Source organism: Anaerobiospirillum succiniciproducens DSM 6400 (assembly GCF_000482845.1).
Classification (GTDB): domain Bacteria; phylum Pseudomonadota; class Gammaproteobacteria; order Enterobacterales; family Succinivibrionaceae; genus Anaerobiospirillum; species Anaerobiospirillum succiniciproducens.
On the sequence record NZ_AXWV01000047.1, the window covers coordinates 19,488 to 33,552 of the forward strand.

Annotated in this window: 11 protein-coding genes and 1 other RNA gene; 4 read left to right on the plus strand and 8 right to left on the minus strand. The window is 43.8% G+C overall.

The genetic code is table 11. The features are described from left to right. Positions 1–248: 248 nt before the first annotated feature. Both H524_RS0107385 and nlpI read right to left on the minus strand, forming a co-directional pair. Positions 249–932 (minus strand): D-lyxose/D-mannose family sugar isomerase, encoded by a 684-nt coding sequence (locus H524_RS0107385; RefSeq protein WP_027939760.1) that lies wholly within the window; start codon positions 930–932, stop codon positions 249–251. Positions 933–975: 43 nt separating this feature from the next. Further along, entirely contained in the window at positions 976–2,151 is a 1,176-nt protein-coding gene (gene nlpI / locus H524_RS14845; protein WP_052338978.1) for a lipoprotein NlpI, read from the minus strand. A 571-nt stretch (positions 2,152–2,722) separates the two neighbouring features. Between nlpI and ssrA the strand changes: the two genes are divergently transcribed. Then, positions 2,723–3,091: a transfer-messenger RNA gene (ssrA, locus tag H524_RS17060) on the plus strand. 461 nt (positions 3,092–3,552) lie between these two features. Here the strand turns inward: ssrA and H524_RS0107395 are convergent. Next, positions 3,553–4,500, minus strand: coding sequence for a flagellin N-terminal helical domain-containing protein (locus H524_RS0107395; RefSeq protein WP_027939761.1), 948 nt, complete (start codon positions 4,498–4,500; stop codon positions 3,553–3,555). Positions 4,501–5,479: 979 nt separating this feature from the next. On the opposite strand from H524_RS0107395, the gene ettA reads away from it, so the two are divergent. Further along, positions 5,480–7,144 carry an energy-dependent translational throttle protein EttA gene (ettA, locus tag H524_RS0107400; RefSeq protein WP_027939762.1) on the plus strand — a complete coding sequence of 555 codons (1,665 nt, stop codon included), beginning with the start codon at positions 5,480–5,482 and terminating at the stop codon, positions 7,142–7,144. A 127-nt stretch (positions 7,145–7,271) separates the two neighbouring features. Here the strand turns inward: ettA and H524_RS0107405 are convergent, their stop codons facing one another. Continuing rightward, positions 7,272–7,820: a GNAT family N-acetyltransferase gene (locus H524_RS0107405; RefSeq protein ID WP_027939763.1), complete on the minus strand. Its 549-nt coding sequence runs from the start codon at positions 7,818–7,820 to the stop codon at positions 7,272–7,274. A gap of 688 nt (positions 7,821–8,508) precedes the next feature. On the opposite strand from H524_RS0107405, the gene H524_RS0107410 reads away from it, so the two are divergent. Both H524_RS0107410 and H524_RS16555 read left to right on the plus strand, forming a co-directional pair. Next, entirely contained in the window at positions 8,509–8,772 is a 264-nt protein-coding gene (locus tag H524_RS0107410) for a hypothetical protein (RefSeq protein ID WP_027939764.1), read from the plus strand. 7 nt (positions 8,773–8,779) lie between these two features. Beyond that, the gene (locus H524_RS16555) at positions 8,780–9,247 is read left to right on the plus strand and encodes an energy transducer TonB family protein (protein ID WP_027939765.1); all 468 of its coding nucleotides are present in this window, start codon (positions 8,780–8,782) and stop codon (positions 9,245–9,247) included. A gap of 155 nt (positions 9,248–9,402) precedes the next feature. Here H524_RS16555 and H524_RS0107420 read toward each other — a convergent pair whose 3' ends face one another. The 4 genes from H524_RS0107420 to rcsF form a co-directional block, all read right to left on the minus strand. Next, a complete protein-coding gene (locus tag H524_RS0107420) occupies positions 9,403–10,149 on the minus strand; it encodes a phosphatase (protein ID WP_027939766.1) in 747 nt (248 codons plus the stop codon). A gap of 303 nt (positions 10,150–10,452) precedes the next feature. Continuing rightward, positions 10,453–11,742 (minus strand): NUDIX hydrolase N-terminal domain-containing protein, encoded by a 1,290-nt coding sequence (locus tag H524_RS16560; protein ID WP_052338979.1) that lies wholly within the window; start codon positions 11,740–11,742, stop codon positions 10,453–10,455. Between the two features lie 395 nt (positions 11,743–12,137). Next, positions 12,138–12,845 carry a tRNA (N6-threonylcarbamoyladenosine(37)-N6)-methyltransferase TrmO gene (gene tsaA / locus H524_RS0107430; RefSeq protein WP_027939768.1) on the minus strand — a complete coding sequence of 236 codons (708 nt, stop codon included), beginning with the start codon at positions 12,843–12,845 and terminating at the stop codon, positions 12,138–12,140. 282 nt (positions 12,846–13,127) lie between these two features. Continuing rightward, positions 13,128–13,526: an Rcs stress response system protein RcsF gene (gene rcsF, locus H524_RS0107435; protein ID WP_027939769.1), complete on the minus strand. Its 399-nt coding sequence runs from the start codon at positions 13,524–13,526 to the stop codon at positions 13,128–13,130. Between the last annotated feature and the right edge of the window lie 539 nt (positions 13,527–14,065).

Consider the following 14,065-nt stretch of genomic DNA (forward strand, 5'->3'; position numbering starts at 1 on the left):
GATCCCCCTTAGATAAATGTACTCATAGCGCCAAAATGCAGCGCAATTTTTAGCCTACCATCATATCTAGGATAATTCCGTGCGCCCTAACACCTTTTTAGCAGCCACTTGCTCTCATGTTTTGATCTTAAAAATAGCAATGCTAAGAGGCTAGTGATTATCAAAAATCCATACGAAAAAGCCCGCACAAGGCGGGCTGTAAATTTAATGTTAATAAGCATTCACGATAAGCGATTAAGCTAAGCTACTTATACCTTAACCTTGTCGTACTCATTACACAGACACCAGAGCATTGGCTCATCTTCTTCAATCTTGCTAAAGCGCGGACAGCCCTCAAGGTAAGTGTTGTCAGTGTGGTCATCATTAACCTTGCTAACTTCCCAGCTCATGACCTTGCCGTTTTCAGCCCAAATGCTGTGATATAAACGTGGTGGCAGGGTTACGCCTGAACCTACTGGAATACGAATAACCTCACCTGGCTCAAAGCATACTTTCTGAGAGTCGAAAGAAATCTCGACCTTGCGCTTTTCATCAAGCTGATTATCTTCAGTTGCCCAATAGCACTTAATGCATAAAGTGCCACCGCCACGATTAAGGATGTCTTCCATCTTATAACTGTGGAAGTGATAAGGCAGTACCTGACCATCCTCAATTAGCATCATTTTTTCAGCATAAGGCTTGGTATAGCGAGAGTCGCTTACAGAACCATTACGTAAGGTAAACAAACAGGTGCCGGTTTTGTAAAAATCATCAGAGCCATAATCGGTAACATCCCAACCAAGCTCGAGATCAAAAACCTCTGCCCATGATGCTTGATCTTGTTTTTTCCAATCTTCAGCAGTGATATAGGCAAACTTAGGCAGGGTTAAGTTCTGTGCTTTGGAAAACTCAATTGCTTCGTTAACGATCTTATTGATGAATGAGCGCTTCATAAAACACCTCAAACTGTGTCATGAACCAAGATGAAAATGATCTTTAGCTTTTAGCTGAAGTCTTATTGGTATCTAAATTAGAGTCTTGAGTCCTTTTGCTATCTAAGGTGGAGTCTTCACTCTTACTGCTATCTAAGGTGGATTCTTGACTCTTCTTGTTTTCAGACTCTTTTCGCTTCTGATTGAGCATCTGAAAATACTTATGAGCCTCTTGAGCTTGCCTCTTTAGGAGCTCTTCACGCTCCTTTTGTTTCTCTGTGGCGAGCTGATCTGCCTTTTGCACCTGCTCCATACGCTCAAAACGAGCGATCTCTAAACGTGCATAGCGATACTCGAGATAGCCTGAGACATTAGTAGCAAGGCACAGATGGAAGAGATCATAAGCCTGCTTATACTCACCTTTATAAGCAGCTTCTTTAGCCATGTAGAAGTATGCTTCACATAAACGGCGGGCACGCTCTAAAGGCTCAATATTAGCTGTACGCACTGACTCAATCAGATCGTGACCAGAGATCTTGCCGGATAATAAGTCTAATACCTCAAGACCCCATGGCACTTTCTTTTCGATAGCATTGCGTCGCTCGATTAACTTTTGACGAGCGATCTCTTGTCCATCAACTTCACGATCTAAGATGTACAGCCATGCCAGACGGAAAGGATCGTTCTTGTCTAGCTCATAAAACTTAACCAGATCTTGAACGCCTAATTCAGCACGATTGCCATAGTACAAAGCTATACCACGATTGAAGTATGCATAAACTTCTTTTGGGTCAATCTCTAACACCGCATCATAAGCATCATAAGCCTCAGCAAAGCGCTCTGAGCTTGCTAAGTAAATGCCTAAGAAGTTATATGAACGGGCATAGTCTGGGACTTCTACTAGTGAGTTCATGAACATGGTTCTAGCAGTTGCGTCCATACCTAAACGGTCATAGAGCAAGCCCAATTGATAGAGAATCTGAGCCTTTTGCTCGTGGGTAAGATCGCCCTTGCCGAGCATTGAGGTCATCTGGCCAATGAGGATTTGATATTGCTCGCGCTCAACAAGATCAATGTCAACTAAGACAATATCATCATTACTTACTGAGAACTCAGAGCTTAGAGGTGGGTTAAAGGCATTTTGATTAGAGACACATCCTGACAAAAAGACAAGTGCAAGAGCCGGGGCTAGCTTAAGCCTATGCTTTGACCAAAGTTTCTTAAACAATTTGTCGGACATGATGCCACCTAAACAAGCAAATACAAGACGCTCTAAATAATCCTAACAACTAACGCATGTGCTAAGGCTGATGCCATGTGAATATCGCCACATTAGCTAGCCATCAGAACAAACAAGCCATTTTTGAAAAGCAACTGTAGCAAGATGCAGACAAGACCAATCTATTCTGCATGCAAGCGAGTAATGCGTAAATTGTAGCAACAATAGCTCTTTGATGATATGCACAAAGGCATATGTGAGTAAAACTACCTGAAAACGTGCATAAAAGAGTCCTAAGCGACATTTTCTTAGACACTTAACTACATATCTTAGAAACTTAGCTACATAAATGCGCCTTTAGGAGCCTTTATGCTAAGGAGTCATAGACTCGTCAAAAGTCCATGGTAAAGCCTAATCCTTTTTTCTTAGCAAAAGCTTAGATGCATACAGTATCCACTTATTTACAAAAAGATCGCAGGGCATTATTTTTCAATTGAGTTAAACATTTGCAAGCTATATCACTGCAAGAATGCGAAATTTATGGCAAACGCTTGCAAAGACATAAGAGTAATCCTATAATCAGGGCACTCGTGGGGGTGATTCTGGATTCGACCGGAAGTTACCGAGCCCGAGGTGCATGTCGAGGGTGGATTGGCCTCGTTAAAAAATCCGTTAAAATAGTCGCAAACGACGAAAACTACGCTTTAGCAGCTTAATAACCTGCCTTAAAGCCATCGGAGCATAAGCCCTGCTGTTGTCGCTTAGCAAATTGCCGGTGTCAGTTTCTCAGCAGCTCGTGTGGAAGTCCCGCTTGAGATGGAAGCATTAAAGATTTTTTCAAGCTGGGTACTCGGTGGCGTGACTCTCCGCAGCCGGTACTAAGATCAAAGAGAAGTCTAAACATGTAGTACTGACGGTAGAGTCTTTTGGGACGTGGGTTCAAATCCCACCACCTCCACCAGACAGAATTCTGAATCAACAAGCCCCGGTAAGGTCGATGCCTTACCGGGGCTTGTTGTTTTCAGGGCGCGTAAAACCCAAACGTCAACACCACTAAAACAGCGTCCGACCTACGATCTTCAACAACTGCAATCCAGATAAGGAGCTAGGAATATATAAAGCCTCTAGTGGCATATGTACTTTGTCTACAGTGTTGTTCACGTAGCGTGAAAGAGTAAGGATAGCGTAGATCTGGCCTATGAGCAGAGCTCTATTAGTAAGTATTAGAAAGGGCTATATGAGAGGATTATGAGGGGATCAGGTTGGTAATGGCCTGATATAGAGAGAGGCGTGTTTGCACTTACGCACAAACGCAAAAACCACCGTACCTATGCGGCACGATGGCAGGGATCGCAACTAATATGGCATGCAATAAAGCATGCCAAATAACTACGAATAATAAGAGTTCAGAATCTTTAGATACTATTTCTGCATTAATGACAGGGCAATCTGTGGACGCTGATTGGCCTGAGTAAGAATAGTAGCAGTAGCCTGCTGAATGATCTGCTGCTGAGTTAAGTTAGCAGTTTCTTCAGCAAAGTCGGTATCACGAATGGTTGCACGTGAAGATGCAACGTTTTCCTTAACAGACTCTTGGTTGCGTACAGTAGCCTCAAGACGGTTCTGCATAGCACCAAGCTCAGCACGCTTACGGTCAATGGCGTTAATAAGACCATCGATACCGGCTAAGGTTGCCTGAGCTGCAGAAGCCTTCTCAACACGAATACCTGGGTTAGTACCGTTATTCTTGAAGATGTCTTCAAACTTCAGCATAGGATCATGGCCACCTGGAGCATTTGGATCGGTAACCATTGGGTTAGCAAATTCATCTTTGCCAGTGTAGCGAACGAGCATCTTAACAATACCGTTAATATCGGTACCGTCACGTAAGTCCATCTCAATGATGGAAGATGGGTCTGCACCAACCTGGAAACGGGAAATAGAGGCGTTGCCGTTTAAAACGTCTGCGCCAGCGAAAGTAGTATCGTTGGAGATACGGGTAATTTCGTCGGCTAACTGAGTTACTTCAACCTGTAAAGAATTACGGTCTTGATCTGACATGGTACCGTTAGATGCCTGAACAGCAAGGGTACGGATACGCTGCAGCATGTTGGTAACTTCGTCTAAAGCGCCTTCGATAGTCTGAGCAAAAGCAAGACCATCCTGAGCATTACGGTTACCCTGGGTAAGACCATCAAGCTGAGTGGTAAGGTTGTTAGAAACCTGCATGCCTGCTGCATCGTCTTTAGCACGATTGATACGCAGACCTGAGGATAATCTCTGGTAAGAGATGTCGAGCGCGTCGTTAGCACGCTGCGCTGCACGTTGAGCGTACAGCGAAGAAACGTTGGTGTTAATGAATAATGGCATAATCTGAACCCTATTTTTAATATCAGGCTATATAAGCCTGAGAACACAGCAGAATCATCTGCAGTGACACCCTGTCACTCGCACAGCTCTCTTCTGTGCGGGAGCAAGTCCTGGACAGGGAATCGACCAGCTTACGCTGGGCCCTGGAATTAAATTAATCTCATATCGCTTCAGGGCTACTCACAATAAAGCACTATACGTGCCAAATTTCAAAAAGCACTCCCTATCCTAGGCAAAAACTTAATCAAATTAGCTAAAGCTCATATTTGCATGATTCACGACAAGCAAAGTATGAGTATTACACTCATCACCTCTTGGCAAAGATAATCCACGTACTAATAGAGTGTGCCGTTAGTTTTTGCCGCCATAAATTAACGATGTGTTGCCACTTACTGTCATGATCTTGCCAGCTAACTACTGCTTAAATGTGTCGCGATCTTGCCGTGAGCTAGCATCTTTATGATGTAACGATATTGCTTTGAGCAAGCATCTTTGTTGTTTGACGATCTTGCCGTGATCTAGCATCTTTATGATGTAACGATATTGCTGTGAGCAAAAGTATCTTTGCCGCGATCTTTATAAGCGTCATACTTTTAGACTATCTACGATCTTGCCAATTGGCATTTATAGGAGTTACTGCGCTATTGCGATCGCGGCAATTGAGATCTTGAGATCTTAAGTGCGCGGCAACTAACGGCGATCATGGCAAAACAATATAGAGTTCAGTTAGATCTTGGCTAAATTGAATGCCCCATATTTATATGTTCAAGGCACAGAGACCTTACATGAGGTTACGCTAAGGACTAGTTAGTGGCCTTACTTGTTGTAATTATGGAGTACCTCTAAGTAGAACAAAGCTTTCTAAATATGTCTCAAACGGTGTTTTTATGGCAATTAGGTGCTAGCTTAGGCTTTTTGCAGTGGCTTATAGGCTGCAAAACTGATAAGATCAAGAGATTGTTCATTACTTGAGGGTGATATGGCTCAATTCATTTTCACTATGAATCGTGTGGGCAAAATTGTGCCCCCGAAGAGACAAATCTTAAACAACATTTCCCTGTCTTTCTTCCCGGGTGCAAAGATCGGTGTTCTTGGTCTGAACGGCGCCGGTAAGTCCACCTTAATCAAGATCATGGCTGGCGTTGACCAGGACTATGAGGGTGAGGCACGTCCACAACCGGGCATTAAAATCGGCTATCTTCCTCAAGAGCCGAAGCTTGATCCAGAGAAGACCATTAAAGAGGTTATTCAGGAGGCTTTTGGCGAGGTTAATGATGCACTCAAGCGCCTCGATGAGGTTTACGCTGAGTATGCCGATGAAAACGCTGACTTTGATGCATTAGCTAAAGAGCAGGCTAAGCTCGAGGCTATCATTCAGGCTCACGATGGTCACAACCTCGACAGCCAGATTGATCGTGCAGCTGATGCGCTGCGTTTACCTGACTTTGATCGTCAGATTAAGGTTTTATCAGGTGGTGAGCGTCGTCGTGTAGCATTATGCCGTCTGCTCTTAGAGCGTCCAGATATGCTGCTTCTTGACGAGCCTACCAACCACCTTGATGCTGAGTCTGTTGATTGGCTTGAGCAGTTCTTACACCAGTACCCAGGTACCGTTGTAGCAGTAACCCACGATCGTTACTTCCTTGACAACGTAGCTGGCTGGATCTTAGAACTTGACCGTGGTGAGGGTATCCCTTGGCAGGGTAACTACTCTTCATGGCTTGAGCAGAAAGATCAGCGTCTGCAAATTGAAGAGAATACTGAGAGCGCACGTCGTCGTTCCATCGAGCGCGAGCTTGAGTGGGTTCGTCAGGGTGCTCGTGGCCGTCAGGCTAAGTCTAAGGCTCGTATGCAGCGCTTTGAGGAGCTCTCATCTGTTGAGTATCAAAAGCGTAACGAAACCAACGAGCTGTACATTCCACCAGGGCCTCGTTTAGGTGACTCTGTACTTGAGGTCAAGAACCTGTCTAAGGCTTATGACGGTCAAGTACTGATCGATGATTTATCCTTCACTCTGCCTAAGGGCTCTATCGTTGGTATCATCGGTCCTAACGGTGCTGGTAAGTCCACTCTGTTCCGTATGATCACTGGTATTGAGAAGCCTGATTCAGGTGAGATCAAGCTCGGTGATACCGTAGTAACTGCATACGTAGAGCAGTTCCGTGATGAGATGAACGATAACAATACTGTTTTCGAGGAAATCTCACATGGCCAAGACATCCTGCGTATTGGTAACTACGAGATCCCATCTCGCGCTTACATTGGTCGCTTTAACTTCAAGAGCACTGATCAGCAAAAGCGTGTTGGCGATCTGTCTGGTGGTGAGCGTGGCCGTCTGCAGCTTGCTAAGCTTCTGCAGGTTGGCGGTAACCTCTTACTCTTAGACGAGCCTACTAACGATCTCGACGTTGAAACCTTACGTGCACTTGAGAACGCTTTATTAGAGTTCCCAGGTTCAGCAATGGTTATTTCCCACGATCGTTGGTTCTTAGACCGTATTGCAACCCACATCCTCGACTACGGTGATGAGGGTAAGGTACGCTTCTTCGAGGGTAACTACACTGAGTACGAAGCCTGGAAGAAGAAAGAGCTCGGTGAAGAGGCTCAGCCACACCGTCTCAAGTTCAAGAAGGTTTCTAAGTAAGATAATTCTTACAAGAGGCTCATCTGTGCATAGCAGCATTTGCGCTATGTACAGACATGAAAAAAGCGTCGTTAAGACGCTTTTTTCGTTTATGCAGACTACAAATATTTTTGTAGTGATAGGTAAATTAGCGACCTAAAGTAAGGCGCTTAACTAAGTAGTGACCTGATGGCTTTAAGGACTGCTTCTCAATGCCATAACCTGATTTCTGCGCAGAACGTAAGGCCTTAATATCGTCAACTAATGCTACAGTTGATAAAGCATTGAGGTTGCCAAAATCATAGGTCTTAATGGAGAAGCGACGCAGTGCAGTAGCGATACCTTTACCCTGAACACGCTCTGTAACACCAACGAACAGACCATGCAGAATGTTGTCTTTAACTTCTCCGTCATTAAACATGAAGCACTCATAACCTACGAGGTTGCCTTCCTTGTCTAAAGCTACAGAGACTAACTCTGGAGATCTAAAACGGTACAGCCATACGAGCCAGTTGAGCATAGGCACTCTAAACAGCTCAGTATGGAGCATTTGCATCTGCTTTAAATACTTAATGCTGCCAGTAGCAAAGGTGTAATCTTCGTATTCCTCTTCAATGTAGTGGCGCATGATCTTTCCAGCACACTTATGATTCATCTTCCATAGCTGAATGTTGTGGCTAAAGTGATGTAATTCCATGGCCAATCCTCATATTTTGCCAACATCTTATCGATGCATCCGTAAGCTCGCAGCACGGATAAATTATAAACATTACCGCCATTAAAGGCGGCAGCACAATCTAGATCAGACTCAAAGCTATTATTCGAAACTTTTAAGCTTAAACTCCAATTAGAATTTAACGCACTAAAGCCTTTTAACTACTACTTTGGTAGCTAAATTGAGACTTGAATAACGCTTTGCTCAAACTTTTCTTTTACTTAGCAAGCGCTTAAATAAAAAGTCTCTTGATGGGTACACTAGCTATGCGCTTTTGTACTCTTCTCATGTACGCAAGCTTTGCGCATTTTTTTATGCAGCATGTGAAGTACGCAAGCTATGCATCTGTTAAGAACCAGTGCTACCAGAGATAGCAAATTAAGATGGTTACTTTCGCGCTCTCTATCTTAAGCAATGCTAGATAAGATACGTACCCACACACACTTAATCTAACAAATCCATTGACTAAACCCAATAGCATCTTGAGATAACTGCACATCTTTACTAGTTTTCATACGGCACTACATACAAAACACTATAGTCAATAAACATAGTGCGTAGCTACGCTAACTACCATCATCTCTATAACTCTACTGCTATCTAAATGATGCCTATGGTTTTATGTACTAAAACACCCTCGCGGCATTTGTAAAAGATAATTGTGCAAGAAATGTTGACAAGCGTTGCTGCAGCCTATAGTTATTTCATCTATGAGCCTAACGTAACTAAGCTTGATGTTGGCAGCCCCTCTATTGCTCTAAGCCTAGAGCAATTTGGCAATGTTGATAATCCTCCTGCACCAAGCTCTGATGAGACACCCCCAGCACCCGAGGAGCAAGAACAAAAGCAAATTGACGCTGTTAAGCCACAGCAAGAGATACCAGATCCAGAGCCAATACCACAACCTGTAATGCAAGAGCAATTAACAGCATAAGAAAGCCATGGCTAAGGCTGAACGCAGGCATGAGCGCAAGATGGAGCATAAGCGTAAGGTTAATGAGATGCGCCATATGCGTCGTGACAGAGCAATGCAAACAGCGCACTTGAAAGAGCCGCCTGCCAATGCGCATAGACAGCATGTAGCAATGCGTAGTGGGCCTTCATCCGAACAAGTATTGATTCTAGGCCGCGATCAGCACCCTGTACTGACCAAAATCAAACAGGCAATCGATAGCAATTTACTCTACCCACGTAGAGCTCGTATGATGCGTGAAGAGGGGGCTGCTATAGTGCAATTTACCTACACAAGACAAGGGCAGCTAAGAAGACTACGCCTACTTAGAAGCACCGGCTCTGCCGAGCTTGATGATGCAGCTAAGCAAACTATCATTCGCGCAAGCGCCTCATTCCCACAGGTAAAAGAGGACTATACCCTGCGTTTGCCCATCATCTTTAAGCTTACTAACTAAGATAGCTATGCCTTTGGACTTGCTATTGTAATGACAAACTTGTGTTGCTTTAGCAAGAAAAAATAAGGCGGTTGCATCAGCAAACCGCCATATATAACCCAAACTCATTAGCTAAATGCTATGCCATTATGTGGCGATATGATGGGTGTATTTGTTTAGAAGAGAGTAAAGAGATTGTGCAGTGACTCAATTGGCTCACGACCACGAGACTCAAGGAAGTCTAATACCTTCATTGGGCTAGTGTTAATGATTTGATCGTAGCCTAAGCCTGCCTCTTCAATCACAGCCTCAGCTGCCTTGAAGTTGCCTAAGAAATAGCAAACGTGGGCATCAGAGCCTAAAGAGATAACGTTGCCGATCTCTTTAGCTAGTCTTGCTACTTCAACGCAATTGCTGTGGCTGCCCTTGCGGGTATTAACGCCAGATGAGGAGTTAAGCTCGATTGCTACGTTATGCTCCTTGGCACAAGATAACACTTCGCGTAAATGCACTGGATATCTTGGGTTACCTAAGTGAGTGATGATATCGACCTTACCTGAGGAAATAACTTGCTTTAAAAGCTTGGTGTGCTCATCAGCATTAGATGGATCTAAGTTTGGATGGAAGCCAGCTAAAACGATGTCCAGGCGCTCTAAGTACTTATCTTCAAGATCAATAGTACCGTCAGCACGGATATTAGCCTCAACGCCACGTAAAATCGCAATCTTATCTACTACATGAGGGATAACACAAAGGTTGCCAAAATGCCAAGGATGAGGTGCATCCTCAACATCAGGGCCGTGATCTGTGGTAGCAAACATTGCAATACCATTCTTCTCAGCCTGCAGCACATAGTCATTGATCGTGCTGTAAGCATGGTCACTTGCTACGGTATGTGTATGAAGATCAACTAAAAAACGCATATACGCTCCCAAGTAAAGTATTGCACGTTGAAACTAATATTGATGTTATGGCTCTGTTAATTGCTCTTAGGCATTAATATTAATAAGTCTTGCCACGCAACGAGCCACTAAATGTAAGCTCACTACTGTCTAGACATAAAACTCTAGAGAGTAATACCAACATCATAAACACAATGGAGCGTGATTTTTCGTCTTGCACTGTTTTGCACAGTCTCCACCCCAATTACTAGCATGCACTCAGTGTTACCTTACTACCACGATCTTTGTAGTGCATCATTTGGCAGCAAAGTAGCTAACTTGCTCTTACTCCACTACGGCACGCCACAGCGGATCCTTATGGCAAGAGAAACACATCATGATCTGCTCTAAGGTATTAGTAGAAGTGCGTAAGTCTTTAACAGGCAACTCGTTAAGTGAGAAGAAACGGCGCTCAACTGTCTCTGCATTTGGTACAAACTCACCTGGGCCTGCTGAGCACTCAACAAAAGCCTTTAGAGTACCAGTGAGGCATTCTTTATCATTGTGACGACTCTTATCGTGGATGGCGATAAGACGGATAGGATGGACATCCATACCCGCCTCTTCTTTAACCTCTTTGACCACATTCTTCATAATGGTCATGTTTTCATCACACCAGCCGCCTGGCATGTTCCACTTACCAGAGAGAGCCTCTTTAACTAATAAGATACGATCCTGATCATCAAAGATGGCTGCACGGGTGTCTAACTGTGGAGTTTTATAGCCAGACATGGTCCATTCTTTTCTGATGATCTTCTCATCCACGCCCACATAGTAAGCTGCCATTTGCGCTGCAATATCCTGCAGACGGCTATAACGCTCTTGATCAAAGCGATCTTGTGAAAAGGTAAGACCAATCTGACCAATAGCGTTAATCTCACGCGCCCACTTATGCATCTGTGCACCAAGATCAGTTTCAGCTTCCTTTTGGGTTACTACAGAAACTAAGTCCCATGGGGTCTTAAGATAGTGCTTGCAGTAAAGATGGTCATTGCCGCGATAATCCCACAGGGCAAGTGCAAAGTCGACACCGGCAGCATCAGCACATTGCAGATCAGTTGCAGCATCACCAATAAATAAGATCTCCTCAGGCTTAGCACCAGTTACTTTCATATAGTGCAGTAAAGAGTCTGGAGCAGGCTTGGGATTAGGCACGTCATTAGCGCAGATCGACATATCTAAGAACTGACGCAGCGGATCAGGCATATCACCACCAAGTGGACCGCCTAAGGTAATACCACGGGTACGTGAAGTCACTACAGACATGTGGTATCCACGAAACTTTAAGCACTCCATGACAGGAACCACACCATTAAAGAGCTTATACATGTGACTCTTAGCGCGGACTAAATTAATCCACTCAGCCATATACGCATCGATATCGATCTCATTGACGCCGAGCTTACGTAAACAGGTAGGACCAGATAAGCCAAAGAACTTAATAAAGTCATCACGAGACATGCCATGTCCAGGCTTGTTACGATCAAGTAACTCAATGACACTACTAAGATTGGCCTCAAAAGTATCAACCAGGGTGCCATCTAAATCAAAAAGCAAATGCTTATACTTGCTCATACGGTGCCTCGCGTGCTTAAAAGTCCTAACATCAAGCTTGCCAAATGTGACAGACATGCTTCCTACTGATTATAGCTTTGAGTAAGCATCTAAAGATCTCAATGAACGGCAAAAAGCGATCATTAAAACAAAAGTGTGATGTTTAGCCGATAGATAGTATGCAAAATAAAGGGGCTATCCTCCTAAGTGCGTATTAGGATGCTTTGATAAGCAAGGAGATCGATGGCATATCGCTTGAGAGGAACCCGACAAGTACATCTTGCTGCAACGGAGTTTTGCAAATTAAAAAATAACTGCGGTGCGCCTTTAGCCTATTTCTGCTGCAACGGATTTTTAGCCTATTTACAGCTGCATGGCCATATCAGGCTATTTATTCTTGCGCCGATTTAGCCTATTTACTGTTGCGTGGCGTTTTCTGCCGGAAGGACATCAAGTACGGTGACGATCTCACCTGAGACGGTGAACTTGATGTTGTAGCCCATAAGAAGAGCAAAATAAGGCTTATCGTCCTCAGTGCCTTTGTAAGCCGGACGTGGATCTTGGGCAAGGATATCGATAAGTGAGGCTTTATCAAGCTTAAGCTTAGTTATAAGTGCGTCAGCTTCTAAGGTAAATGTAACTTGCTTAAGCTTAGGAGGCTCTAGAGCAAAGCCGCCTACTGCATCAGGCAGAGCATCGACAAATGGAATATATGGCTTGATATCTAAGATCGGAGTGCCATCGACCATATCAGCACCGAGCACATGAAGCACTGTCTTGCCGTTACGGTTTTCTACCTTTTCAAGCTTGAGAACAGACAGACCTAATCTTGATGGTCTAAATGGCGATCTTGAAGCAAATAATCCTACTTTTTGATTACCACCAAGTCGTGGCGGTCTAATCATAGGCCTAAACTTATCCACTTCAACCTTATCAAAAATAAAGATCACATGGATATGGCTAAAACCTTCAAGACCGATGCAGGCTTGAGGATCGCAATAAGGTGGGAGTAGCTCAATTTCACAAGCTACAGCTGCAGCAAGACCTGGCTGGCGTGGCACAGCAAACTTTTGACCATATGGAGTATGGATAACTCCTATTGGCTCAAGATTAAAAGTGTCCATAAACATCTGCCTTGAGATCTTGCCACTAAAGCAGCAAGCTAAAAATACAAGCAGCCTGTACTTACTACAGGCTATCCTATGCACTCTCAGTGCTTGTCTATTTAACCCATGCCAAAATGAGCTAGGGTATGGTGAGAGCGCCTCAAAAGCCCTGCATGCGCATCTAAAAGCGCCTAGTGCACCTCCTAAAGAGGTCTGAATGCGCATCTAAAAGCTCTTGATAGCACCTCTTAAAGAGGTGCTGTATGCTGCCTTTAAATTCGAGCTTTGCCTATGGTAGAGCTACTTAGACTGCTGCTTGAAAGAGTCGTCTACCTTGAAAGCCTCGCCATAGCAGGTTACTGAAACTACGCACGCATCAGTACGCTCAAGACGAATGCACTTGCCAAAAACTACACCATTACCGCCTAAATCTGCAGTCTTGATCTTGGCATCAGTACGAGCATCAGCCTCAGTTGCGATGTAGTCATCCTCACTTTCTTGGCAAGCTAAACCAGCGACCATACCTAAAGAGTGGTAGCGATGCTCAAGAATGGAATCCTTAGTAAAAACATCTACTGATGCAGGCTTAGCATACTCAGTGAAGTTCTCAGGATTTAAATTGGAGTCAAAAGTAACACCAGATTGGCAACCTACAGACAAAAGAGCGGCTGTTGCAGTAGCAAGTACAAGTAACTTCATATAAAAACCTATAGTCGTGAAGTTGGTAGTTCAACCTTGGAATCCAAAGCTAAGTGGAGCTTCACGCAAAGAAAATTCTATAGCGCTCTAGCGCCTGTCAAATGGGTGGTTATACCCAAAATTACGCTCCGATTGTAATGATTTAATAAGCTTTTCACAATATGAAATTTGCCAATACCCAGTTGCGATCTTAAGTATGGTCAATGCTTAATTTGAGAAGTAGCGCTCACTTTGAACCATGAGGATGCAAAGGGTGTGTTCTAGGTAGGAAAACTGAGTCATTAGTCAAATTTACAGTGTGTCATTGCGCGTATTATTAAAATGGTTCCGTTCTTCTGCCATGTCCAAGAGCGTAGCTCTTAAGCTCTCTTGTGCTTATCTACTCATACATACATTGAGGTGAATATAAGCTAGGCTTATAGCAACATCTTGCATGAACATCACTACCTGAGTTTATCAAAACTCTTTAAAAAAAATCGAGGCTAACCCGATATATATGCGGATTACGCCTCGTATTTCTTTTGAAAAAAGTTAGTAAC

Bases quoted from the DNA above. Each gene is read 5' to 3' on its own strand.
- H524_RS0107385 (WP_027939760.1), bottom strand. From the start codon at position 932: ATGAAGCGCTCATTCATCAATAAGATCGTTAACGAAGCAATTGAGTTT.
- nlpI (WP_052338978.1), bottom strand. From the start codon at position 2,151: ATGTCCGACAAATTGTTTAAGAAACTTTGGTCAAAGCATAGGCTTAAG.
- H524_RS0107395 (WP_027939761.1), bottom strand. From the start codon at position 4,500: ATGCCATTATTCATTAACACCAACGTTTCTTCGCTGTACGCTCAACGT.
- ettA (WP_027939762.1), top strand. From the start codon at position 5,480: ATGGCTCAATTCATTTTCACTATGAATCGTGTGGGCAAAATTGTGCCC.
- H524_RS0107405 (WP_027939763.1), bottom strand. From the start codon at position 7,820: ATGGAATTACATCACTTTAGCCACAACATTCAGCTATGGAAGATGAAT.
- H524_RS0107410 (WP_027939764.1), top strand. From the start codon at position 8,509: ATGTTGACAAGCGTTGCTGCAGCCTATAGTTATTTCATCTATGAGCCT.
- H524_RS16555 (WP_027939765.1), top strand. From the start codon at position 8,780: ATGGCTAAGGCTGAACGCAGGCATGAGCGCAAGATGGAGCATAAGCGT.
- H524_RS0107420 (WP_027939766.1), bottom strand. From the start codon at position 10,149: ATGCGTTTTTTAGTTGATCTTCATACACATACCGTAGCAAGTGACCAT.
- H524_RS16560 (WP_052338979.1), bottom strand. From the start codon at position 11,742: ATGAGCAAGTATAAGCATTTGCTTTTTGATTTAGATGGCACCCTGGTT.
- tsaA (WP_027939768.1), bottom strand. From the start codon at position 12,845: ATGGACACTTTTAATCTTGAGCCAATAGGAGTTATCCATACTCCATAT.
- rcsF (WP_027939769.1), bottom strand. From the start codon at position 13,526: ATGAAGTTACTTGTACTTGCTACTGCAACAGCCGCTCTTTTGTCTGTA.